Source organism: Mycoplasmopsis felifaucium ATCC 43428 (assembly GCF_000687775.1).
GTDB classification, from domain to species: domain Bacteria; phylum Bacillota_I; class Bacilli_A; order Mycoplasmatales; family Metamycoplasmataceae; genus Mycoplasmopsis; species Mycoplasmopsis felifaucium.
On record NZ_JHXS01000001.1, the window covers coordinates 1 to 25,616 of the forward strand.

25 protein-coding genes are annotated in these 25,616 nt (G+C 27.3%); 18 read left to right on the forward strand and 7 right to left on the reverse strand.

Features of this window, described 5'->3' with window-relative positions:
- On the reverse strand, positions 1–211 hold a 211-nt coding region (locus tag T390_RS03610), incomplete at its 3' end, for a hypothetical protein (protein WP_036435895.1).
- Positions 212–471: 260 nt separating this feature from the next.
- Between T390_RS03610 and T390_RS0100010 the strand changes: the two genes are divergently transcribed.
- The 17 genes from T390_RS0100010 (at position 472) to T390_RS0100090 (ending at position 15,060) form a co-directional block, all read left to right on the forward strand.
- Positions 472–825, forward strand: coding sequence for an MG284/MPN403 family protein (locus T390_RS0100010; RefSeq protein WP_027334517.1), 354 nt, complete (start codon positions 472–474; stop codon positions 823–825).
- Between the two features lie 145 nt (positions 826–970).
- The gene (locus T390_RS0100015) at positions 971–2,197 is read left to right on the forward strand and encodes an MHO_1580 family protein (RefSeq protein WP_408633492.1); all 1,227 of its coding nucleotides are present in this window, start codon (positions 971–973) and stop codon (positions 2,195–2,197) included.
- The gene (locus T390_RS0100020) at positions 2,190–2,624 is read left to right on the forward strand and encodes an MHO_1590 family protein (RefSeq protein WP_027334519.1); all 435 of its coding nucleotides are present in this window, start codon (positions 2,190–2,192) and stop codon (positions 2,622–2,624) included. The genes T390_RS0100015 and T390_RS0100020 overlap by 8 nt, the downstream gene beginning before the upstream one ends.
- 107 nt (positions 2,625–2,731) lie before the next feature.
- Positions 2,732–3,415 (forward strand): hypothetical protein, encoded by a 684-nt coding sequence (locus T390_RS0100025; protein ID WP_027334520.1) that lies wholly within the window; start codon positions 2,732–2,734, stop codon positions 3,413–3,415.
- Between the two features lie 31 nt (positions 3,416–3,446).
- The gene (locus T390_RS0100030; RefSeq protein WP_027334521.1) at positions 3,447–4,355 is read left to right on the forward strand and encodes a phosphatidate cytidylyltransferase; all 909 of its coding nucleotides are present in this window, start codon (positions 3,447–3,449) and stop codon (positions 4,353–4,355) included.
- Positions 4,356–4,396: 41 nt separating this feature from the next.
- Positions 4,397–4,771 (forward strand): YigZ family protein, encoded by a 375-nt coding sequence (locus T390_RS0100035; protein ID WP_027334522.1) that lies wholly within the window; start codon positions 4,397–4,399, stop codon positions 4,769–4,771.
- A 9-nt stretch (positions 4,772–4,780) separates the two neighbouring features.
- On the forward strand, positions 4,781–5,353 hold the full coding sequence (locus tag T390_RS0100040; RefSeq protein ID WP_027334523.1) for a dephospho-CoA kinase: 573 nt from the start codon (positions 4,781–4,783) through the stop codon (positions 5,351–5,353).
- Positions 5,354–5,401: 48 nt separating this feature from the next.
- The gene (locus T390_RS0100045; protein ID WP_027334524.1) at positions 5,402–6,361 is read left to right on the forward strand and encodes a DnaD domain protein; all 960 of its coding nucleotides are present in this window, start codon (positions 5,402–5,404) and stop codon (positions 6,359–6,361) included.
- A 7-nt stretch (positions 6,362–6,368) separates the two neighbouring features.
- Positions 6,369–7,259 (forward strand): ATP-binding protein, encoded by an 891-nt coding sequence (locus T390_RS0100050; RefSeq protein ID WP_051590818.1) that lies wholly within the window; start codon positions 6,369–6,371, stop codon positions 7,257–7,259.
- Positions 7,260–7,324: 65 nt separating this feature from the next.
- On the forward strand, positions 7,325–8,635 hold the full coding sequence (rlmD, locus tag T390_RS0100055) for a 23S rRNA (uracil(1939)-C(5))-methyltransferase RlmD (protein WP_027334526.1): 1,311 nt from the start codon (positions 7,325–7,327) through the stop codon (positions 8,633–8,635).
- A gap of 111 nt (positions 8,636–8,746) precedes the next feature.
- Positions 8,747–9,649 (forward strand): alpha/beta fold hydrolase, encoded by a 903-nt coding sequence (locus T390_RS0100060; RefSeq protein WP_027334527.1) that lies wholly within the window; start codon positions 8,747–8,749, stop codon positions 9,647–9,649.
- 1 nt (position 9,650) lies between these two features.
- Positions 9,651–10,565 carry an HpyAIV family type II restriction enzyme gene (locus tag T390_RS0100065; protein WP_027334528.1) on the forward strand — a complete coding sequence of 305 codons (915 nt, stop codon included), beginning with the start codon at positions 9,651–9,653 and terminating at the stop codon, positions 10,563–10,565.
- 93 nt (positions 10,566–10,658) lie between these two features.
- A complete protein-coding gene (locus T390_RS0100070; protein ID WP_027334529.1) occupies positions 10,659–11,273 on the forward strand; it encodes a hypothetical protein in 615 nt (204 codons plus the stop codon).
- Entirely contained in the window at positions 11,231–12,340 is a 1,110-nt protein-coding gene (locus tag T390_RS0100075; RefSeq protein WP_027334530.1) for a hypothetical protein, read from the forward strand. Before T390_RS0100070 ends, T390_RS0100075 begins: the two co-directional genes overlap by 43 nt.
- Positions 12,341–12,434: 94 nt before the next feature.
- Entirely contained in the window at positions 12,435–13,238 is an 804-nt protein-coding gene (gene nadE, locus T390_RS0100080; RefSeq protein ID WP_084260940.1) for an NAD(+) synthase, read from the forward strand.
- Positions 13,239–13,285: 47 nt separating this feature from the next.
- Positions 13,286–14,026: a YebC/PmpR family DNA-binding transcriptional regulator gene (locus T390_RS0100085; protein ID WP_027334532.1), complete on the forward strand. Its 741-nt coding sequence runs from the start codon at positions 13,286–13,288 to the stop codon at positions 14,024–14,026.
- 20 nt (positions 14,027–14,046) lie between these two features.
- Entirely contained in the window at positions 14,047–15,060 is a 1,014-nt protein-coding gene (locus tag T390_RS0100090) for a ZIP family metal transporter (RefSeq protein WP_027334533.1), read from the forward strand.
- A gap of 31 nt (positions 15,061–15,091) precedes the next feature.
- Here T390_RS0100090 and T390_RS0100095 read toward each other — a convergent pair whose 3' ends face one another.
- The 4 genes from T390_RS0100095 to T390_RS0100110 form a co-directional block, all read right to left on the reverse strand.
- Complete coding sequence (locus T390_RS0100095; RefSeq protein ID WP_027334534.1) at positions 15,092–16,411, reverse strand: C1 family peptidase; 1,320 nt, start codon at positions 16,409–16,411, stop codon at positions 15,092–15,094.
- 173 nt (positions 16,412–16,584) lie between these two features.
- The gene (locus T390_RS0100100) at positions 16,585–18,969 is read right to left on the reverse strand and encodes a phosphoketolase family protein (RefSeq protein WP_027334535.1); all 2,385 of its coding nucleotides are present in this window, start codon (positions 18,967–18,969) and stop codon (positions 16,585–16,587) included.
- Positions 18,970–19,304: 335 nt separating this feature from the next.
- Positions 19,305–19,697 carry a hypothetical protein gene (locus T390_RS0100105; protein WP_169733486.1) on the reverse strand — a complete coding sequence of 131 codons (393 nt, stop codon included), beginning with the start codon at positions 19,695–19,697 and terminating at the stop codon, positions 19,305–19,307.
- 317 nt (positions 19,698–20,014) lie between these two features.
- Positions 20,015–21,226 carry a hypothetical protein gene (locus tag T390_RS0100110; RefSeq protein WP_027334537.1) on the reverse strand — a complete coding sequence of 404 codons (1,212 nt, stop codon included), beginning with the start codon at positions 21,224–21,226 and terminating at the stop codon, positions 20,015–20,017.
- Between the two features lie 238 nt (positions 21,227–21,464).
- Between T390_RS0100110 and T390_RS03960 the strand changes: the two genes are divergently transcribed.
- Positions 21,465–22,649: a restriction endonuclease subunit S gene (locus T390_RS03960; protein WP_084260941.1), complete on the forward strand. Its 1,185-nt coding sequence runs from the start codon at positions 21,465–21,467 to the stop codon at positions 22,647–22,649.
- 64 nt (positions 22,650–22,713) lie between these two features.
- Here the strand turns inward: T390_RS03960 and T390_RS0100120 are convergent, their stop codons facing one another.
- Together T390_RS0100120 and T390_RS0100125 are read right to left on the reverse strand one after the other, a co-directional pair.
- Entirely contained in the window at positions 22,714–24,093 is a 1,380-nt protein-coding gene (locus tag T390_RS0100120; RefSeq protein ID WP_027334538.1) for an MSC_0618 family F1-like ATPase beta subunit, read from the reverse strand.
- Positions 24,093–25,613 carry an MSC_0619 family F1-like ATPase alpha subunit gene (locus T390_RS0100125; RefSeq protein WP_027334539.1) on the reverse strand — a complete coding sequence of 507 codons (1,521 nt, stop codon included), beginning with the start codon at positions 25,611–25,613 and terminating at the stop codon, positions 24,093–24,095. The genes T390_RS0100120 and T390_RS0100125 overlap by 1 nt, the downstream gene beginning before the upstream one ends.
- Between the last annotated feature and the right edge of the window lie 3 nt (positions 25,614–25,616).

The following is a 25,616-nucleotide window of genomic DNA, read 5'->3' on the forward strand; positions in this document are numbered from 1 at the left end:
TCAAAATTTTATGTGCTTTAGTTATAGAAATATGATTAAAATGAACCTTGAATCTGTTTCTATAAAATATTTGATTTGCGTATTCTAAGTCTTTTTCAGAATCATTAATGTAAACGTGAATGTGTTTAGATCTATATTTTATTTGGCTATTATATGAATGTTTCACTGTTGTTTCGATACAGTAAACATTGTTTAAACTTTTAAATTTCATTATAATTATATTGCCCTTTCTATTTGGTTGTTATATTTATATTTTAGGCAAAAATTATAAAAGTGGGGTTCAATTTTGGAACCTCACTTTTATAATGAATAAAATTATTTTATTTAAAAAACACAAAGCGATGCATTACAATTAACTAAAAATTAAACCATCCAAAAAGAAATAAAACGAAAAAACCAGCTTCTTTTCACAAAATTATTTTCTTGTTTCTTAATGACTTAATAAATAAATTAATATTGCGAAAGGAGAGAATGAATTACACGTACAAAAATTATTTTCAAAATACACTAACACCAAAAGAAAAAATTGATGCAATTAAGTCCATTTGCAAACTTGAAGAAGCAAATATAAAAGCTAATAAATTATTTAAAACAGCTCAAAATTTATTTGGAACCAATACTATTAATGATTATATAAACACTAGCGGAAGTAAACTACATAGTATATTGTCTATTATGACACCCGAAAATGCAAAAGTATTTCAAGACGTTTTTTTAAATAAAGTTTCTAAATACAATAATACAGAGTTTGTTTCACAATCAACTTACTACAGAAACCGCAAAAACGCAATAGAGGAGTTTCTATATTATTACATTAACACCTAATCAACCAATAAATAACAATATAGCGAATAAAGTTATATTAGATAAATACAAATTTAGCGTTAAATCAAGTATTCCTTATAAAACATCCAATGTAAGAAACACATCATACCTAGGACTGGAAAATCAAAGCATTAAAAGAGGTTGGATTGAATTAAGAAGATTATTTAAAAACGATGAATTTGTTATAAGGGTTTTTGTAATTTTTCCAAAAGGTGTATACGATAGATGTTTTGATGACTGAGCTTGAACATTAAATAATAAAACTGTTGATCCTAAATATATAATTTCTAATTTAAGAAATGGCGAGACTCTAAAAAAATTTGCTGCTGAAAGTATGAATCCTTTTTATGGATTTAAAGACATTGAAACTGATATGTATATAAATGATAAATATTATGAATTTAATAATTTATATTTATTAACTACAACTATAACATCACAAGAATTAGGTATTAAATTTAGTGATTTCCAAAATTTATCCATCGGTTTTTATAATGCAAGAGGCAATGAAAAACCTGATTTTTGACAAATTAAAAAAGAAAACATAAATAAAAATAAATATGTTGTTAATAGCTACAACAATGAAGCAGTTGTTTCTATTCCAGAATATTTCAGATTTGAATTTGACGAATTCGGCACAAATAAAGGCGTTATCACAAAAAACTTTGACATAAATATTAATTTTTATAATATTGGAAGACTACATAACACTCACAAATTAGCTTCCTTGACTGGCCAAAGTTTTTCATATGATGGCTACTTATTTAAAAACTACAATAATGCTTTGTATTATAGAGAGGTACCACCAAAGTTTGTAGATCAAACTTATGAAAATATAAAAACTACAGATCATAATTTTACAAAGTATCAATCAATTTCAAATTTTGGTATTAATGCAATGTTTAATGAAGCAGTTTCAAAAATTGATAACAATTTAAAAACTGATTTATTAACATCTGCATATTCAACAGGGTTAGAACGAAGAGATATATATTATGATAATTATGTTGCTTTTAACTATAAAACAGGTGAATTAGAAAATTCTCTTTCAGCAAATCAAAAAGGTTTAATTGTTCCATATAACTTTAGTGGTTTTTTTAATACTCAATATAAATTTTACTTTGATGATGAAGGAAAAAATAATCAACAACATTTTACTGAAGTTATAGTTAATAATTCACAACAGTTTGATAGTAAACTATTGGATGCAAACACAGGGGATGTTCAGCTCAAAATTGAAGATAAAATCAATGACGAAAATCAAAACCAAGAATACAAATATATATTTAAACAAGAACAGATTGAATGAATTATGAAAATCAATGACACTCCGTCAATTGAAATGTTTAATTCATATTTAAAAAATGACTAAAAAGTCTAAAATAATAGTGTTTTCACTTGCCGGAGTTGTTGGCATTACTTCAATTATTGCACCTATAGCATTAGTTTCTGCAAATAGAAAAAATCAAACTAAAATTACTGAACAAAATAATTCAGAGAATAAAACGATTAAAAGTTATAGTATATTCCCAGTTTTAGATAGCAATGACTATTACAAATTTGTAAGATTAAATTCAAATGGACCATATCTTGAAAATAATATCGTTTCAGCAATTGTTAAAGATGTTTTAAAAAATTTAGGTGACTATAATTACGACATTGAATTTAACTATAAGTTTATTTCGCCTAAAGAATTAATTTTGAATTTTAAAATTGAATTTAGCGAAAATACTGAAACAAAGGAATATAAGATCTATATTCCTGAAAATGAAAATATAAATAAATTACTTATAAACTAAATGGCCTATAAAAAGGCTGTTTTCTATTTAATAAAGTAAAAATGGAAATTTACACATTAATATGCAAAATATAAAAACAAAATTCTTTTCTGCTAATATATAACTAAATGAGCAACATTAATATTAAAAATATTAATTCAAAAGAAAAAAGACATTTATGGTCTTTATTTATTCGTTTTTGAAAACCAGGTCCTTTCAAAGATAAAAATGTTTTGCAATCAGTCGTAATTTTAGCTATTTATGTCGCTTGATTTGGTTTAAGTGCAACAGCGATTTACATAGGTTATATTCCTATAGGTCATACTCAAATTACATACTTACCAATAATTGTAGTTATGGCAACATTCCACGTTGGCATAATTGGTAATATAACAACAGGTCTTGCTTTTGGTTTCTCATCTTGGATTGCTGCTTTTATTTATGGCATACCTAAATATCAATTATTTGATTTAGCAGTCTTGCCTAGATTTGAAATGGCATTATTAGTCTTGGGATTATTTTACATTTTAAACCTATGAAACAGACCTAAACTATGAAAAATAGTTTTAATTAGCATCCTTGCAATTATGTTTAATCAATACTTGGTTTTAAGCTCGCAATATTTAAGAGAAGCTATTACAGGTACAAAATTATTAGGTAAGGGCGTACCGCCGATTCATATTTGAATCTATACACATTTGCTTAATGTTATAGCGGAACCTATTATTGGAGCAATATTAATAACTTGCTTATACCCAATGCTTAAAAAAGTTAAATCTAAGTACCTTAATAATAAAAAAATATATTATTAATATTTAAAATATTACATTTATAATTCAGTATATGAAATTATTCAAAGAAAGAATACTACCAGCACTGATTTTAGGCTTTATAGTCTTAATATTTGTTATTCCTATTTCAATTTTCGGTAATAATCATTACCAAGCCAGAATTTATGGATACGCATTTGCAGTACTCTTTCTTTCTTTTTTACTTTATGAACTTTTTGTCTCGTTTAAAATGAGATGGTATATAGCAACCGTTTTAACAACTATTGGTGTGGCTTGCGTATTCTTTCCGATTAAAAATACATTAGAGTTAGTTTCAGCTTCAAGAAATTACGAAGTTCATAACTATTTAATGCTAATTAAAAAGGCTTTATTTTCTTGAGAAACCATTACAATTATTACTATAATTTCCGTATCTTTCTATTTAATAGAACTAAACACAATTTCAAATGTTTCATGATTCGATAGATTTATTAGAGTTTCATTAGTTTGATTTGCAATGTTCTTTTTAATAAATTCAATTAAATTTATACAACTCGCTTTATATTACCAATGGCCTCTTGGCTTATTTCTAATTATAGCTCCTTCTGTTGTTGATGTTTTCGGCTTCTTTGGCGGTAAATTCTTTGGTAAAAAATGAATAAGGCTTCCTTTTGCTCCTGATATTTCACCAAAGAAAACATGAGAAGGCTTTATTATGGGAGTTATTTTAGGATGAATCTTTTGTGCTGGAATGATTTTTGGCTTTAATTTAGGGGAAGGTAAGTTATGAGCCCAAATTCTAATGATGCTATTTATTCCACTCTGTTCAGTTGGAGGAGACCTATACTTCTCAATAATTAAGAGAATGAATAGATCTAAAGATTATTCAAAAATACTTGCCGGGCACGGTGGTATCTTGGATAGATTTGACAGTATATCTTTTGCTGTTATGTTCGCTTGCATTATTTACGCCTTTGTATAGGCGTTTTTAAATTGCCATTTTAACTAATATATAATATTTATATGAATCATTGAGAGCATTTATATGAAGTTAAAAAATCTAAGTTCATTAGTTCAATTTATGAAATTAATCAAAAAGATGAAATCCTAGAAATTTACCAATTCTTAAAGAAAGAACATAAAAAAGCCAGGCATATTTGCTATGCTTATTCATTAACTATAGGAAATATAAATTATTCTGGCTTTAGCGATGACGGTGAACCAAGCGGAACTGCAGGTAGACCAATAAAAGAATTAATACATTTGCGAAAAGCTGATAATATAGCAATTTTTGTAGTTCGGTATTTTGGTGGTATTAAGTTAGGTGGTGGTGGATTAATTAGATCATATGTAAAAAGTGCAAATCTCTCATTAGAAGATTATTTAAACTCAAAATAAAGGATTAATATGATAGCAATCATTGGAAAAGTGGCCTCTGGAAAAAGTACCTTATTGAATAAATTGAAACATAGAGGTTTTAAAATTTTCAACTGTGATAAATTTTTTATTGAAGAATACAAGAAAAATGGCTTTTTTTATAATGAAATTAATAATAAAATTGGATCATTTTTAAATGATGAAAATGGTATTTCTAAACAAAAAATTAAAGAATGAATTTCCCAAAATCCTAATTCACTAGATGTATTAGAAAAATGTACCTATCCAGTACTGTTCCAGTACCTAAAGATTAATAGTTTTGACTTTGTGGAAATTCCTAAATTAATATCTAAAAATTTTGACTTTTCAAGCTTGTTTTCTGGTATTATTTGCCTCGAAAATTCTGCTTCAAAATTCCTACAAAATTACATAAAAAGGTCTGTGGACAACTTTCTTAAAAATAAAATAAGCGAAAAAAACGACCCATTTTATATCAAAAATCTACTTTTTAATAAAATTCCTATTGTTGATATCTATGAGTATAACCCTGAAAATGATAAAATAATTGATGTTTTTTTACAACTCCTTAATGTAAACGTTTAAAATAACATTACTAATAAAAAATAATGTCTTTTCTTGGAGGTTCTTACTATGATTAAAAGCTTAAATTATCCTTTTTTTCAAGTTCAATTTTCAACGTCAATTAATGGTGAAGATTTAAAGAATCTCCGTAAATTTTATGCTCCAATTTTAGGTAGCGACGCTATCTTATTATATGAATATTTAAGAGACCTAGCCATTGAACCCCAAAACCCAACTAATTTTAATGATTTTCATAGCTTAACTTATCTAATAAATATGGATATAGATAAACTAAATGAAGCCAGAATTAAACTTGAATCTGTATCATTAATTTCAACAATGATTGATGAATTCAATAAAAAGACCTTGTTTATTATTGAAAAACCACTCGATAAAGCAGGTTTAAAGAAAAATATATTTTTAGGAAATATCTTAACTAATGCTATTGGAAAACACAATTATGAAAACTTAGTTGGCAAAGATAATAATTTATATCTAGCTAAATTGCCTTATTATTCTGATGTTTCAGCAAAATTAGATGATGTTTTTATTAATGAATCATTAATAAGCAATTTCCATAATTCGCATCAAGCAGATTATCAAGAATCGACACAAGAATTAATGATTGAAATGCAAGAAAAAATCAAGTTTGATGAATACGACTTTATTAATCCGTACGAAGGAATTCTAACATTAGAATCTAGGGTATTCTACTCACAAATCACGCGTAAAGTTCCTTCATTAGCTATTACTGAATTAATTAAAGAGATAAAATCAAGAGGTTTAAGTGATTCTTGTATTAATTTAGTGTTCTATTATGCTTTTGAAGTAAATGGTACTATTAATTTTAATTATGTAAAAAAAATACTACTTGATTTTATTTCTAAGGGTGAATTTATATTTGAAAATATTGAAAAACAACTCGATAATTTAATTAAATTTAAAAATAAAACATATGTTTCAAAGAAAGATTTATATAAATCAACTTATATTGAACATTTAAAAAAGTTAAATCACAATAATAGTTAGGAGATTAATGAAAGTTCCACATGTTAGTTTAAATTTTGAAACATTAAGCAAAACTCAAGATCAAATTATCGACAAAGCACTTAAAATAATCAAAGAACACAAATTCATAAAAGATACTATTCAAATTTTAAATATCAAAGACGAAGAAATTATTGAACACTTAGTAGAATTTCTTAATTTAAAAGACGCCTTAGATTATCCAACCGTTTATCCTTGATATTACACTCTTACAAGAGATCCAAAAACTGATGAATTAATTTTTAATAGAACTAAAGCAAAGAATGATTATTCAAAAAATATTACTAGAAGTATCAATCTACTTTACACTAAAATAACATCTCCAAGTATTGATAGTAAAATCTCAAAAATTAGACAAACTTCTGCGATAAGAAAAGAATTAATTAATAAAATTAAAATTCTTAGAACTTCAGCCGAAAAGAAAAAACCAACACATACTTTTAAAAGTATTTATTTATATGGCGGTAGAGGTTGTGGCAAAAGTTATATTTGTGCCGCTTTAGCAAATTCTTTTTCGATGCGTGGAATTTCATCTATTTATACTAAAACCCGTGATTTATACAGCTTTTTGACAAAAAAGATATCAGATGAGAATGGAACATATAAAACTATATTGAATGATTTTGAAAATGTTTCATTATTAATAATTGACGACCTTGGTCTTGAAAAAAACAGCGATTGATTCAGATTTGAAGTTTTAGCACCAATATTAAAATACCGCAACGAACACAATAAGCTAACTATACTTTCCTCGCCTATGAATATGGCTGATTTATCAAAATATTATTTATCTTTTGCAAAAGATCCTGTTCAAAAATATAATATCGATTCACTTTTGTATGACATTAAATACAACAAGGATGAATACAACCTAGATTAAGCAGTTTTACTGCTTTTTATTTTACTTTATAAATTCTTAACATTATTATGCTATAAAATATTATTATGAAAAAAATAGACTTAAAAGTTTATAAAGATGTTGAGTGTATTGATCATACATATGAAGGACTTGGAACAATTAAAATTGAAGACTTTCCTGTTTTTGTTGATAATTTATTGCCTGGCGAGATAGCAGATATAGAAATCAAAAAAGTTAATTCTAGATTTGGTTTAGGTAAAGTTATACATTTAAAAAAGAAATCAAATTTAAGAACCGTTGAATGTAATGAAAAGCTAATGCAAAGCGGGTCTGCTTCGCTAGCAAATATTAGTTACGATAATCAACTCAACTTCAAAGAAAATATGGTTAAATATTTATTTAACAGAAATATACATTTTAATAATATTGAACATATTTTACAATCAGATCATATTTGAAATTACAGAAACAAGCTTACTGTTTTTACAAAACTTATCCAAAACAGCATTAAAATAGGGCTCTATGAAAAAAATACACATAATTTAATTGAACAAGATTCGTATGATCTTGCTCAAAAACCAATTGAAAAATTAATACTTTGAATAACTAAAAATATTAATAATTACCCCGAAATAATTAAATCGGCTAATTGTTTTGATCAATTAACAGTCAGATATTCATCATATTCAAATAAACTTTTATTAATTTTCAAAGCCATAAAACCTTTTAAACTTCCTAAATTATTTATACAGGATTTGAAAAATAATTTTAGCAATTTGCAATCAGTTGTAATAGTTAATAATATTAAAATTATAAATAAATATATTTCCAAAAACACCTGTTTAATAGATCAAATAGGAAATTATACATTTAAGTTAGATTGAAATAGTTTTTTTCAAATAAATACATATCAAACTGAAAAGTTATATAACTTGCTGTTTGATAATTTAAAAGTTAATAAATCAGATATTATTCTAGATGCATATTCAGGTATAGGGACTATAGGGATAATGCTTGCTAATAAAGTTAAAAAAGTTTATGGGTTAGAAATAATTGAAAATGCAACTAAAAATTCAATTGAAAATGCAAAACTCAATAATATAAATAATGCAGAATTTTATAGTGGTGATGTGCTGCAATCAATAAATAAAATAAATGAAAAAATTAATACTATAATAGTGGATCCACCAAGAGAGGGATTAGATAATAAATTTTTAAATAAAATACTAGATCTAAAACCTGGTCAAATCGGATATATTAGTTGTAACTATCACACAATGTGCAGAGATATTGATTTATTGACTAAAAATGGTTATAAATTAGAGTATCTTAGACCTTGTGATATGTTTAGTCAAACTCATCATATTGAAGTCGTTGGAGTTTTAACTCTTAAATAATTTTTTCTAAAAAGGCTGTAAAACAATACTTTACGGTTTTTTATTGTTTAAAATGTATATAAGCAATTAAAAGCGTCACAGTTTTTTATCTTATTAATGTAAAATAAATATATGAAATTTAACTATATAAAATATCAAGGCGAGATTATCCCTATTTATACACAAGATAATAAAAAAAATACTACTTTTTTATTTCTTCATGGCATAAATTCAAGTAGCGATTTTATTGATAAAATTAAAAACTTACAACACAATTTTAATATTGTTGCACTTAATTTTCCTGGGAGCAAATATTGTACAGATATTAAACCCGAAGATATTAAATTAGAGAACTGAATTAACGTAGCTAAAGAAGTTTTAAAAAATATCAAATCCAAAAATGTTGTTATAGTAGCTCACTCGATGGCTGGTGGCGTAGCAGTTGAATTAGCTAATGATAAAAGAGTTAAACAAGTTATAATGCTTTCAACTATTAATCCAAGTATGCAAAATAATAAATCATATGGATTATTGAAAAGTGTAATTGGTCAAGGTGTAGATGGCAATCCAACATTTTTAGGTAAGTTAATTATGTTTGGAGCTTCATTTACTAAAAAAGGCAAGAGATTACTTGAATCATTTAGCAGAAAAGGTAAATGATACAACTTATTAGCTGGCTACGTACTTAATAATGAATTTATGAAGCAACTTGATGCAAAATATCGTGCTTGTGCAAACAAACTAACCTTTATAATTGGCGAAAATGACAATATTATAGGTACAGAAGAATTTACTAACTATGCTCAATCTTTAAACTGTCCAAATTATATTCTTGGAAAAACACATTCACCAATAAATGATAATCCTGATGTTTTAAACTTCTTTTTTAATCATTTTATGCAAACTAAAAAAAGATTCTGATTTCAAAAGTTTACAAACTTCCAAAAAAATATTATTGATATAAAAACAAACAATGAAGCCGATAATGAAGAAATAAATGAGCTTGATAACATTCTAAAAGATGAGGAGAAATAAGATGGAATATTCTGAATTTGAAACCGAATTAAAAGAAATCTTGTTGAATAACAATGCTAAAAAGTTAATTTTAAAGCTTGTTGATGCCCCTTATAGATATGAATCAATATTAAATCCTTTTAGCTTCAAAACTAAACTGGAGCAATCATTTTTAAGGACTCAGGAAAATAAATATTTTAACCATATAAAAGATTTAGCTGTTTCCTTGTTTTTTAAATATGGTTTTGATTTTATTGATTCAACTTTTGTAATTAATGTTTTAGATCCGAATTATTCAGATCAAAGTATTCAAGATATAGCTAAATTTAATATCTGTTTTAAATCTAAAGACAACAAATGTTATTGTATTCTAATAAGAAAACGAGATACTTATTCAGCCAATGAAACAGTTGCTTTATTTGATAAATTCAAACATTATTCAGAAATAGCTTTCAAGAAAATAGATAGAGATCCTAAACTTACTACCATTCTTTGGTTTATAGATGAAGAATATAGAAATAACGAAGAATACTATAATAAAGCTACAACTGTTACAGATACAGACAACTATAATATTAAAATAAAATATGGCTCAGAACTTTTTGATATGTTCAATCAAATTGAAGATTGAAAACAAATTGAATCTTACTTAAATAGATTTAAAAATGAAAACTATACAGATTTTCTTAAAATGCCCGATTTAGATAAGGATGAAGAAGCTCTTGAAACTTTAGTATCGTTAAGCCCTTCTGCTTGAGCTAAATTAAACTCTGATTCAAATATTTACGTTCAAATAAGAAAAATAATATTTAATCAGGAAGATCCCAATTCAAATTACTTTAAAGCTTTAAAACATAGAACAATAATTGAAAACTTCGCCGAAGATGAAGACAAAATTAAAATGGAAATAATGAAGCTTAACAATAAAAATAATTAAGTTTATTCATTAAATGTATATAAAATAAGCCAACTATTTTATAAATCGGTTTATTTTTTTTTGTTATAACAATAGAGTATCTTAAGGAGAAATATGAATAAAAAAAGAAAGATCCTAAACGGGATTATATTAGGAACAACAGGAGCATTAATTAGTAGTTCAGTTTTAGTCGCTACAACAGTTAAGAATAATAGGAAGAACAGCTTAAAAGTAATTAGTCTAAATAAAACTGAATTAAGTGAATTAATTCTGACCGCTAAGACCTTATTTAATAATCATTCAGATAATAAAGCTATATTAGAATTAAATAATTTAAAACAAAAAATAGAGCAATCTGAACGAGCAATTCAAAATAATAAAAATATAGCTAAAACTCACGCAGATCTAACTGCTTCAATACAAAAAATGAATAATGAAATTAAGATGCAACTAATTAATAATGATATTAATGAACACAAAAAATATTTACAATTAGCTAGTTATATTCAAAACACAAAAAATTGATACAGTTTAGAACTAGAAGCAGAACCAGGCACACTTGAAGACACCAGATGAAGTTTGATACGATTTTATTTATTTGGTGCCAATAATTTAAACAATATCGAGATCTTTAATGAATTTTTAAACCAAAAGGATTTCTATAATAATATCGATGAAGGCTTGGCTTGATTTGAAAAATTCACAATCTTTATAAAACGATTCCTTTAAAGCATCAAAATAATCTAATCGATTGATATCGCCAAAGCATAAAAGAAGAACTTATTGATCATAAAAAGCCATCGAATTACCACACTAATGATGAATGAAATATTTCTAATGAACCAGTGGCCAAAATAATAAAACAACAAGGCATCAATTTATTGAATAATATTAAAGATCTTCATTTTGATACCTTCGAGGAATCATATGAACCTATTAAAGATATACAAACAAAATTTAATTGAAGCACAGATTTACTAAAAAAATTAAACACTCTAAAAGTAAATACAAAACGAGAAGCAAGATATAAATTAGATAATTTTGAAAAGCAATACAAATATGTAATAAGAGATCTGACTAAAATTGCTGAAGATCCAAAATATGAATTTTTTGGTTTATTTAACCCTGCTAGGCTAACGGCTTATAAATATTTACAAGAAATTATGAATTTTAAAAATAATTTTGATAGTTTTACAATTTTAGAATTAAAAGATGTTCAAAATTACATTGATAAATTTGAATCATTAAAAGATGATATAAAGATATCTAAGGGTTCCTATCCTTTTAGGCTTGATTTTTCAGAGGAATATAAAACCTATAGTGATTTATATTTAAAGGAAATTTATTATGAAGATAATGATTTCTACTACAAAACTATTGACCATAATAATTATTACAATAACCATAACGATTTTAGTATGTCGATGTCACGTATCTTTATATTTAAAGACTATGATAATTTCTACGATATAGAAGCCGCTAAAAAAGCATTTGATAATCTCGATATCTTATATAGAACTAAAGATATATTACTTTCTATTTACAATGAAGTAGTTGAATTATTTAATAAAACAATTAATGATTTGACTCAATATCTTGAAACAAATAAACAATATAAAGATATTAAGGAATTTAAAATAGTTTGAAAACAATTAGAATCAATTCAAAAACAAGGCAACATCAACATTGGTGAAAGATGATCATATGAAGAGATGATCGGTACAATTGAAGCCGCTAATACGTATATTAATAAATTTGAAGAATTAAAACAAAAACATCATCCAAGTAATGATTAAACAACAATACTACGCTACATACAACGTATGTGGCTTTCAATATAAATATTTAGGATATTAATATAGTAAAATTTAATTATATTTAAGGAGTAATATGCAAGGACTTAGAGAAAAAAATAATTATTGTTCATCTTTTAGTGAATTTAAAATTACACAATATACTAATTATCTAGTTGAGTGAATTAAACAAAAAGTCGCTGACGCAAATTGCAAGGGATGTATAGTAGGAATTAGTGGAGGTATTGACAGTGCACTAGTTTGTGCACTAGCTAAAAAAGCTTTTCCTAATGATACAATCGGAATAATAATGCCAATTGATAATATGAATCATGATTTACAACATATAGATGAATTAAGCAGTTCTATAGGCTTAAAATTTAAAACTGTAAATTTAAAAAATACTTACGAAGCATTATTAATTTCACTAAATAATGAAGTAAATAATCAAATGTCATTAAGCAACATTAAACCAAGATTAAGAATGACTACACTATATGCTTATGCACAACAAAATAATTATTTAGTATTAGGAACAGATAACCTAGATGAATACTATATTGGCTACTATACAAAATACGGTGACGGTGGGGTTGATTTATTACCAATTTCACATTTACTAAAATCTGAAGTTAGAGCTTTAGCTGAACACTTAAATGTACCTAAAAGCATCATAAATAAGCAACCTTCAGCAGGTTTATGAGAAGGACAATCTGATGAAAATGAACTAGGTTTTACTTACAAAGAATTAGATAGTTATTTATTAGATAATTTAAAAAATGTTTCTGAAGCATCAAAAATTAAAATTGAAAGAATGCATAAATTTAGTGAACATAAAAGAAATACTCCAGATAGACCACTAAGTATTGATAAATACTTTGAAACACTACATAAAAATTAATAATTTTTATATAATTACATAATTATTAGATAGAAAGAGGAAATAATATGGCAGGACATTCACACTGAGCCGGAATTAAGCATAAAAAAGGTGCAAACGATGCAGCTAGAGGCAAAATATTCCAAAAAATGTTTAAGGAAATCTATGTAGCGGCTACAGAATTTGGAGGACCAGATCCCGATTCTAACCCAGCTTTAAGATTAGCTATTGCTAAAGCTAAAGCTAAAAGTATGCCTAAAGCAAATATTGAAAGAGCTTTAGATAAAGCTAAGGGTGGTGCCAAAGAAGGTGCTAGATATGTAGAAACACTTTATAATGCAACCATTACAGGTGGTGCTACATTCTTAATTACAACTTTAAGTGATAACATCAACAGAACAACAAGCAACATTCAAGCATACTTTAATAAACAAAATGGTAAATTAGGCAAAACAGGCACAGTACCTTTCCAATTTGATCACAAAGGTGTTTTGGAAATTTCTAAATCACTAATTGACGAAGATACATTAACTCTTACAGCGATTGAAAATGGTGCTGAAGATATTGAATCAACCGATGAATCATACGTTATTACAACTAGTGTTGAAAACTTCAACCAATGTAAAACAGCTATTGAAAATGATTTAGGTATTTCAGACTTTATGCAATGTGAAATTACTTATATTCCTAATTCATACGTTGAATTTGATGAAGAAAAAACACAAAAAATTCAAGAATTCATTGCTAAACTCGAAGACGATGATGATGTTCAAGAAGTGTTTCATAACATTGAATTACCAGCTGAATAATTTGTAGAATAGACCTATAAATGAGCAAAATTTGAGAAAATATACATTTATCAACTGGTGCAAATACTAACTTAACTTATTTCATATTTATTTTAATTGCATTCGGTTTATTAACATTAATACCATTTTTAGTAACGGTAATTTTTGCCTTTTCAAAAGCAAAATTAAGTCAAAAAAGTAATATTTATTTATATTCATTTATTTGTGGTTTCTTTATTACGATGGCTACCTTCGGTTTTTTACGGGAAGCCCTTGAAATAAGCTCTGTAAATAAAAATAACATTAACAAATGAATAACATACGGCTGAAATATTTGTATAGTTGTTTCTGGTCTTGTATTAGGTTTATTATTTGCTTGAGGTATAAGAAGTTTAATACATTATGGAGCAAAGAAAAAACTAGCCAAAGATAAAACAGCTAGTGTATTTATCCACTCACACGACTTAGGACATAATTTAGATGGTAAACATGATCACGATCACGGAATAGCTCCAACACACTTGGAAAATATTAAAAACGACAAAAAAGATGAGCAACATCCAGCTTATAAACTTGTAGCTATTTTATTATTGTTAATCCATAGAATACCTGAAAGTTTCTTAATTGGCTATATTATAAGCATAATCGGCACAACCGAAGGAACTGTAATAACATCAGTATCTATAGCTTTTATTGTTTCAGCAATTTTACATTTAATTCCAGAACAACTAGTTTTCTATTATAGACTTAGAGAGATGGGTAAAAGTAGAGCTACGGCAATAACATTATCATCTGCATCTTTACTGATATTTTTACCTTTTATGTTCTTAGGAACATATGCTGGTCAATTTATGAATTTCCCTGTTTTAAAGGGGATAATACAATCTTTTGTAGCTGGAGTATTTATATTTACATCTATTGTTGAGTTCTTGCCAGAATTCTATCATGCACACCATGACAGAAAAGTTTTCAAATTAACAATGTTTCTTTTTATGCTTGGTATAGTAGTTTGTGCATTTATTTTATCATTCCACCAACATGGAGCAGGAATTTAAAAATCAGAGATTTAATTCTCTGATTTTTAAATTAAGCCATAGGGTCTCAAGGTTCTAGTTCAATAGCTGGTTGCTCTAATGCACTAAGAACATCATTTGACACATATTTAGGATCTACAATAGCACCAAAGCAATATTCATCAAATCATTTATCGCTCATTGAGAAATATCCTTTTTTACCGTTTTCATCACCTCATGAGTTTTCAACTTCTCATTTAATTGGTTGATCATTTTCATCTAAATCTACACCAACAAAAGTCATGGCGTGGTTAGGATTAGACATTCTATAATTAACTCTATCTTTTTTAGTTAATGTATTATAGATATGAAGTGAGTCTTGGTAGTTAAATAATTCAGTGTCAAAAACTCCTTCTTTTCTTTCGCTGAATAATGAAACGTCGCAGTCAAATCATACAGGTGTACCATCTTTTAATGAAGCGATAATAGCTTTCTTAATTTCATCTACAGTTGTATTAATTGAATTAACAGCTTTTTCTTCTATGACTGATTTATAGTATTTTGAGACATAAAGTCTGTTTTTAGGATATATATCTCTAGGATCATGAAGCAAGTTAACTTTATTTAAAAATTCCATACCAACGTATTTATTCAAGAATTCTAAAGGTGTAATATTTGTAATTCTGTGGAATTTTTTATCTTTATCTCTGTATTCAAAATCAAATGAAACAGGTGGAAGACCTAAAGCTTTAGCACATACTTCAAATACAATCGCAAGAGCATCATGTTTAATTTTTCTTAAATCATCTAAGTTTTTTCCTACTTTATGTGCAACTCTAATTCTATTAGCTGCATCAATTAAATGAAAGTTTAAAACTTCATTTAAAGCTCCAGAACTTGTTGAGTTGAATGTATCATCCATCACACTTTTAGGTGCAAGACCATATTTTTTAATTAAGCCTTGAGCTCATTCTCAGTATCCGCCATCAGAAACAGTCATATCCATAAATGAGCAGAATAATCTATCTAAATAATTTAACTCAGGATTACTAATCATTAATTCTAAAAAGGTGTTTGATTTTTCCATTTTATCTCAGAAGAATAAATAGTTTTCCGAGAATTGGAATGAATCTACATTTAAGCTTTTTAAAACATTAGTTTTAAGCATATTTGTTGATGAAAAGATTCAGCATCTACCAGAATTTTTTTGGTTTGTCATTCCTGCTTTAGGAACTTGAACTGAAAATTCATGATTATGAAATCTAAAAACTTCATTGTTAATACTTGAGTTTTTAATACCATTTTTAGTCATTGCATTTTCAACAACTTTGTTGTTTTTATCACTTGTATATCTTGTATAAAAACTACTTATTTCTTTTTTGTCTAATATCATAATAATTTCCTTTCAAACAAAATGGTAAGCTTTTAAATTATATGCTTTTTATTTATAAACAACAGTTTATTAAAATATGGTTAAATTTTTACTAATATGCCTGTAAAACAATTGTTTAGGTTAAATAAATATAAAAAAGTAGCCATTACTGACTACTTAATTATTGAGTGAAATTATTTGTTAATATTTTCTCATTTTCAGTTTTTAACTTCAGGAATGTCTGTACCGTATTCTTTAATGTATTCTTTGTGGTATTTAATCATAGCTTCCATTTCTGAAATTAATTTTTGAGCAGCTTCTTTTCCAACAACTGGTTCAATAGCTTTAGCAGCATCAATTGTCATATGGAATCTGTCCATATCGCTTAATAAACGAATGTCAAATGATGTTGTAATGTCACCATTTTCTCTGTAACCGTGAGGAATTAATTTGTGGTTGTGACGGCTGAAGAAGATGTCTCTTAAAATACCTTCAAAACCGTGGAATGCAAATAATACTGGTTTATCTTTTGTAAAGATTTTATCAAATTCTTCATCACTGTAACCTCTAGGGTCAATGCTTGGGTGTCTTAATCTTAATAAGTCAAGTACGTTAACAAATCTAATTTTTAGACTTGGGAATGTTTTGTGAAGAATTGAAATTGTTGCAAGAGCTTCAATTGTCGATTCTGTACCTGAAGCAGCAACAACTAAATCAGGTTCTTCATTAATTGAACATGTTGATGCTCAGTCAATAGCTTTAAGACCTTTGTCAACTAATTCTTGAGCTTCTTCCATTGTAAAGAATTGGTCTCTTGGTTGTTTTGAAGAAATAATTAAGTTAATAACGTTTCTTTCTGAAAAGGCTTTTTCCATTGTAGCTAATAATGTGTTTGTATCAGCTGGTAAGTATTCTCTAACTAATTCAGGTCTTTTATCTGCTAAGTGTCCAATTAAACCTGGGTCTTGGTGTGTATAACCGTTGTGGTCTTGTTGGAATGCGTTAGAAGTAGCCATAACGTTTAATGATGGATAATCTTTTCTTCAAGGTAATTCTAAAGCTTTTCTTAATCATTTCATGTGTTGAGTTAACATTGAGTCAACAACTCTTAAGAATGATTCGTATGATACAAACACACCGTGACGGCCTGTTAATACGTAACCTTCAAGCATACCTTCAGCTTGGTGTTCTGATAATTGTGAGTCAATAATTCTACCAACTGGTGATAAGAATTCATCATAAGCTGGGTCAATTCTATCTAATCATTGACGGTTTGTAACTTTGAATAAGTTGTAAAGTCTGTTTGATTTAGTTTCATCTGGTCCTCAAATTCTGAAGTTTGTAGGGTTTTTAAGAACTAAATCAGCCATATATGAACCTAATGTAACCATATCTTGGTTTACAATTTGACCTGGTTTTTCAATTTTAAGTCCAAATTGTTTTCAGTCACCTAAGTTCATAACTTTAGGGTTAATTCCGCCATTTGCAACTGGGTTCATACCCATTCTTCTGTCACCTTTAGGTGCAATTTCAGCAATTTCAGGTAATAATTTACCATTTTCATCAAATAATTCTTCTGGTCTGTATGATCTTAATCATGCTTCTAAAGCGTCAACGTGTTGCATGTTGATTGCATTTGTTGGAAGAGGTACTTGGTGTGCTCTAAAGCTTCCTTCAACTGCTTCACCATTTCATTCTGTTGGTCCTGTTCATCCTTTAGGTGATTTAAGAACGATCATTGGTCATACTGGTCTTGTAGCATTTTCTGCACCGATTTTCTTAGCGTGTTCTTGGTTTTTCTTAATCATTTCGATTGATTCATCAAGAGCTTTAGCCATTTGTTCGTGCATATATTCGTGTTCTGAGCCTTCAACGATAAATGCTTTTCATCCCATACCTTTAAAGTATTCGTGAATTTCTTCATTTGATCTACGTGATCAAATTGTTGGGTTAGAAATTTTACCTGCATTTAAGTGTAAGATAGGTAAAACAGCACCATCGTTTGCTGGGTTAATAAATGAGTTTAAGAATCATCCACAAGCTAATGGACCTGTTTCTGATTCACCATCACCAACAACTGTAGCAGCAATAACTTCTGGGTTATCCATAACTGCACCAGCAGCATGTGAAAGTGCATAACCTAATTCACCACCTTCGTGGATAGAACCTGGACATTCAGGAGCAGCGTGGCTAGCTGTACCACCTGGGAATGAGAAGTATTTAAATAAGTGTGTCATTCCTTTAATGTCTTGTGTAACATTTGGGAATAATTCTGTATAACTTCCATCAAGGTAAGCATTTGAAGACATAACTTGTCCACCGTGACCTGGACCTTCAATGTATAACATGTTTAAGTCATATTTGTTAATAACTCTATTTAAGTGAGCGTAAATAAAGTTTTGACCTGGACATGTTCCTCAGTGTCCGATTGGGTAAATTTTAATATCTTCTGATGTTAATGGTGTTTTAAGTAAAGGATTATTTCTTAAGTAAATTTGACCAACTGATAAATAGTTTGCAGCTCTTCATCAAGCGTCAACTTTTTTAAGATAATCTTTATTATCAAAATTTGTTTTCATTTTTCCTCCATTTTAGAAAAAATATTGTGTTTGATATTACGGCAAATGTACTATATGTATTTATTTGCATCTTATATTATATAGGAAAAAAATTTTGCGGATTTTCATTTTTAAACATAAGAAGACAACTTATTTTTAAGAATAAAAGAAGTAAAAAAACAGACAATTATTAGCTAAAAGTATATGTTAGAGAATAAAAAGTGGTATTGATATATCTTTATCTCTTATCTAGTATATTTTATTTATTACAAAATGAGGCATTATAGTTAACCTCATTTATATTTAATTCTCTAAAATATCTATAAAACAGGAATTTTAGCAAATGAAAAGATACATTAATCATTTATTCAACCATGTGATGCAAATTCATCATAAAATGAACCATATGAAACCTTAAAATTTTTTTTGTTTTTTATAATCATAAGATTGTCAAAATTTAAAATTGTATTTCAATAAGAAATATATTTATTTTTTGTTTTATAAGATTTAAGATCTATATTTCTATGTTTTTCGCCACCTATTAACAGCTCAGAATGTGTGAATGTATTTGTTTCTTTAAAAGAAATTTGCATTTCTTTATTAACGTCATTTTTTATAATATTTTCAAGTAGTCTAGTTTTATTTATTCCTTTACTATTATTTCTAATTTGTAGTATTAAAACACAACTTTGTATTAATAATGCTAAGGGTAAAATTAAAAATATTATGTTAAAAATAATTAAGAACAAAATATGATAATAATCAAGATTGTATTTCTTGAATAAGAGTAATAAAATACTTAATATAAGTATGTTTAAGAAAATAAAAATTATCATTCAAATATAACATAGCAATATTCTCTTAAAACAATACCGTAAAACTTTATCATTGATATAAATATTTTGTTTTATAAAATAGTTTTTTATTCTCATCAATTTAAAATTGAGCATATATTTTAATAGACAATATGAAAACAGCGACGACATTATTATAAAAAAGAGAAAATAATATATTACTTTTACTAATTTTCAATTCTTTGAAATTCAACTTAAAACGGTATACATTATTATCCTAAATTATCTATTTTTAAATTATTGGGAAGTGTTCTTATATATCATCCGGTTTTAGGATGTAAAGCTTTGGTCAGCCCCATTGAGTATAGTTCAAATTTTGTAAATTTCAGCATTTCATCTAGTCTTAAAACCTCACCTGTTTCAATATTTTTAAAGATTTGATTTATACCACCTGTACCACCAAGCATATAAGGATTATCTAATGGCGTTTCGTGTAAAACGGTTCACTTTACTTTTTTCATATTAGCGATATCATTAGCTATATTCGCAAGTTTATTAGATGCTTCAATATTATCATTATTTATTTTTTCTAAATATTTAACATCATTATAAATACCGTCAATATTTTCAGCTATGTTAGCTATGCCCGAAAATATATCCATAAATTTGATTAGTTTTATTAATTTAGGTTGCAATTTTGTTATTAATTTCTTTGAAGCATCAGCATTAATATCCATAGCATATTTTATAAAGTACTTAATAATATCAACTGGAACTGTGTTTTTGATATTTTTAACAAATTCAATCATAAGCTGAGTTTGTTTGAGTTTACTTCTATTGAAGTGTAATAATGCATCTAAGGTGGCTGTTATAAAACCAGATATAGCAGCAACTTTTCCAGCTATTCCAAATACTGCTGATGTTGCTCCTGCGGTAAAAAAACTGGCTATAAGTGCTGAAACTGATATCGCAGAAGCTACACCACATATTGTTTTCATTGTTATTGAAGCAATACTTAATTGCTTAATTGCTTCAGTATATTTATTCAAATTATCACTTTGTTCATTATAAAATGCTGTTGTCTCTTCTATTCTTGCTAATATATTTTTAGATGATTCAACACCATCTTGATTAACCATATATTTATTTTGTAGATCTGTATAAATACGTTTAACATATTTATTATGTTCTCTTTTACTATGTTTGGCCTCTACAGAAGATTTAATTTCATTTTCTATTTCTTTCAAATGATTATTAACAGATTTTTTCAAGAAGCTTAAATCTATATTTTCAATCGTTTTAGATCGCTCTGGAAATTTCTTGTTATATTCTTGTTTTAAATTACCTAGATCAATTTTCTCTAATGGAATATTATTTTTTTGAATATAATCAAAAATAAATTTTTCAGTTTCATTTTCTTGAATGTTTGATGTTGTTGTAACAACAACAGGTGATAATATTGGTGCTATTAATTCTAATTTCATAATTTCCTTTTAATCGAACTCGAATGTTTTTACAAAAACATTTAATAGTCATCGAATAGTTAATACTTTAATTATATATAAAACATAACCAATTGATTACCAGTATAACTCATAAATGCTTTAGATAGCACCAAAATATTAGCTTATAAATGTTTAATTATTAAATTAATATGCATTATTATCTTTGAGCTTTTCAGGCATATAAACATAAAAATAATTATGTTATTATTTTATTAATATGAGTAATAAAAGAATGACACCTGATGTAAGGTTTAAGGGGTTTGAAGAAAGTTGAAATATTCTAAAAGTAGGAAATATATCAGATATTTCCATTGGTGAGTTCATCATCAAAACTAAACAAAGTGATTTTAATAAGTACCCTGTTTACAATGGTGGTATTACTAATACTGGATTTTATGACAAATGAAATACTCCTGAAAATAAAATTGTTATTAGTGCCAGAGGCGCAAATGTAGGTTATGTAAATCTCGTTAAAGAAAAATACTGGGCTGGAAACAGTTGTTACTCATTAGACTTCAATTTAGAAAACTTTAGTTTAGATTTTATTTTTAACGCATTAATAAACTCAAAGGAAGAATTATCAGAAAAATTGCAGTCTGCAAATATTCCTTCGCTATCTAAAATGGATGTTTTTAATATAAATATAAAATGTCCAACTTACCAAGAACAATCTAAAATAGGTGAATTATTCAAAAATATTGATAACTTAATTACTCAAACAACTACTAAATTAGATAAGTTAAAAGATGTTAAAAAGTCTTTACTTAATAAAATGTTTCCAAGAGAAGGAAAATTAGTCCCTGAGATTAGGTTTAAAGCATTTTCAGAAAATTGGAAAAAATTTCAATTTTCTGAAATCTCTTCTATTGATAGAGGATCATCACCAAGACCAATTGAGAAATATTTAACTGACAACCATACAGGAATTAATTGGATTAAAATAGGTGACGCTCCAGAAAATGGAATTTTTATTGATAGAGCTTCTGAAAAAATAACTAAAGATGGTGTTAAATTCTCCAGATTTGTAAATAATGGAAATTTAATTTTGTCTAACTCAATGAGTTTCGGCAAGTCATTTATTTTAAATATTAATGGTTGCATACATGATGGGTGATTATATTTTAGAAAAATTTTAGAAAATATGAGTTTAGTTTATATAGCTTATTATCTGAGAACCGAGAATATGTTTAATGAATATATTAAATTATCTAATGGTAGTGTAGTAAATAATCTAAACAAAGATATAGTTTTAAATTCTGATATTTTAGCACCGGTTTACGCTGAACAGTCAAAAATCGCTGAATTTTTGACTGCTGTTGATAAACTAATCACCCTCACTAACAAAAAACTCACCAAACTCAAAGAGATTAAAAAAGCTTTATTACAGAAAATGTTTGTCTAATGCGCCTATAAAACAGGTGTTTTTTAATTAAATAAAAATAGCCATAATGGCTATTAGATAATTATTATAATCCTAATTCTTCATCTGTAGGAATATCTTTATTAGATCCTACATATTGGAAAATTTCGGGACTTTGTTTGATATATTTACCTTCTAAAATACGTATAACACTATCTACTGTATCTTCTAATTGAACATATTGACCAGGTGATTTAGTAAAGTGTTCTGTCATAAAGAAGTTTTGTGTAAAGAAGTTTTCTAATTGTAAAGCTTTCTTTACAATAATCTTACTTTCTTCATCAAGTTCATCAAAACCAAGAATAAGAATAACATCTTCAAGGTCTTTATATGCTTTTAAGATTCTCTTAGTTTCAACGATTGCTTCAAAGTGTTTTTTGCCTAAAATCTTTTCATCAACTGAGTTAGATTGTGAAGCAAGTGGATCAAAAGCCGGGAAGATGTTTTTAGCTGATTGTGCTCTGGAAAGAACCAATGAACCATCTAAGTGGTTAAAAACAGCTACAGCCGAAGGATCTGATAAGTCATCCATCGGAAGGAACATAGTTTGAAATGAAGTAATAGAACCATTTTCATTTTTATAAAGTCTATCTTCAATACTTGCAACATCAGATTCAAGTGTTGATTGATAACCACCAACAGAAGGTTTTTTACCTAATGAAGCACTTGTTTCGTTTTCAGCTTGTACAAAACGGTAAATGTTATCTATGAATAATAAAACGTCTTGTTTTTCCTTATCTCTTAAGTATTCAGCAGCAGTTACACCAATAGGAACAATCGACATACGAGCACCAGGCGATTCATTCATCTTTGAAATATACATAGCTGAACGATCCATTAATTTAGATCCTTCAAGCTCATTAAATAATTCTATAGCTTCTCTAGAACGTTCACCAGAACCAATAAAGATATTAGATGTATTTAAACTTTGTTTGTTAACGTTGAAAATAATTTCTTTCATTAACACAGTTTTACCAACACCAGCTCCACCGAAAATACCTAATTTATAGCCTTTTATAATAGGAATAAAGAAGTCAATTGCTTTAATACCTGTTTCAATAATTTCAATTTTATTATTCAAAAATCTTGTTTGATTAATTGTTGAATTCATTTCAACATATTTAGGCGAGTTAATTCTATTTAATAATAATGGTTGTCCTCTAAATGAATAAATGTTGTTTCTTGAACCTAAACCAACTGGCACCATAAAACTTTTTTTTGTATTAATTACTTTGTCATTAATTGAGATTTCTTCTGAGTTGTAAATAATAATTGCTCTAATTGTTGTGTCGTTTAAAACTCTTTTAACTAATAAGAATGTCTTGCCGTCGTGTAATGTTAAAAGATGGTTAACTTCAGGTAAGTTATCTTTATCAAATTCAACTTCAATAACGTCTGATCATAAATTAATAATTTTTCCGTACATTACATATCTCCTAATTCGCAAGCAATTTCATATAGTTCAGATTCTTTAAACGCAACAAATTCGTGATCAACTTCAATTTCTCAACCTAATTTCAAGTAATCTGAATATTGTTTTAAAGCATTCGCAAAGTATGCTTTAGCTAAATTATCATCATAGCTTTCACCTGACATAATTGTGTTATATGCTCTTTTAGCATCTTCGTTCTTAACAATTAATTTATCTAAGAATTCTAAAGCTTTCTTGTCATTCTTAATACCCTTTAAAATAGCTCAGGAAATCAATTTTGACATAAATAGAACAAATTTTTGTGAATACAATGAGAAACCTTTTTGATTGAACATTTTGTCAATCATTTTACCCTTATAAAGTAATGAAGAAGTTTCTTTATTAAAGTCATAATCAAGCATAGCTAACTTCAAGTGACGTTTATATTGTTTGAAAATTTTACCTATTTCAGCAGCTACTTTTGTAACAGATCTACTTTGAACGCTTGAGCCTGTTCTAGAAACTGATAAGTTAATATTTATAGCAGGTAATACACCTTGTGAGAATAAGTCAGCACTTGTTACAATTTGTCCGTCAGTAATAGAAATAATGTTTGAAGCAATTAATGAGGTAATGTCACCATCAACAGTTTGTAAAATAGGTAAAGCTGTAATAGTTTTTCTTTCAATAAATGAACCTGAACGTTCAAGTAATTGTGAGTGCGAGAAGAAGGTATCTCCAGGCATAGCTTCCTTGCCTACAGGTCTATCGGTTAATAAAGCAATTTCACGGATGATGTTTGCGTGTTTCGTTAAGTCATCAAAAACAATTAAAACGTCTTCTTTTTTAGAAATGTTTTCAGCGTGTGCCATACCAATGTATGGAGCTAAATATTGTTCATAGGCACTTGTTGAAGGTGCATCAATAATAATTGTATTTTCTAAAGCTTTATATTCTTTTAGAGTATTATAAATTCTTGAAATTGCTTCACGCTTTTGGCCAATAGCTACATAAACACACTTCATTCCGCTTCTTGCTTGATTAATAATTGTATTTAAAGCTATATGAGTTTTTCCGGTTTGTCTATCCCCAATAATTAATTCACGTTGACCTTTACCAATAGGAATTAATAAATCAATTGAAACAATACCTGTAAATAATTGTTCATTTAAAGTTTTTACAGTTGTTAAATCGTGTGCTAGTTCAAAAATTTTAGCTCCAGAAGCTTCCTTTTTGGGCATTAATTCTTTATTCGGAAGAACAACGTTACCTTCAATATCAATAACTTTTCCAAATAAATATTCAGGTGTATCAATACGTGCATTATCGTTTTCAAGTACAACTTCAGAATTAATTTTAAGCTCATCTGTAACTGTGTTAGCAATTAAGAAAGCTTTATCCTTTGATGCATTAATTAGCATTAATTTAACATTAGGATTTTCTTTTAAATTGTAGAATTGCCGTTGTTTATAGGGAAATTCGCCAGATACTTCAACTATATAGTCGAATATTGATGTTATTTTTGGATTCTTCATTTT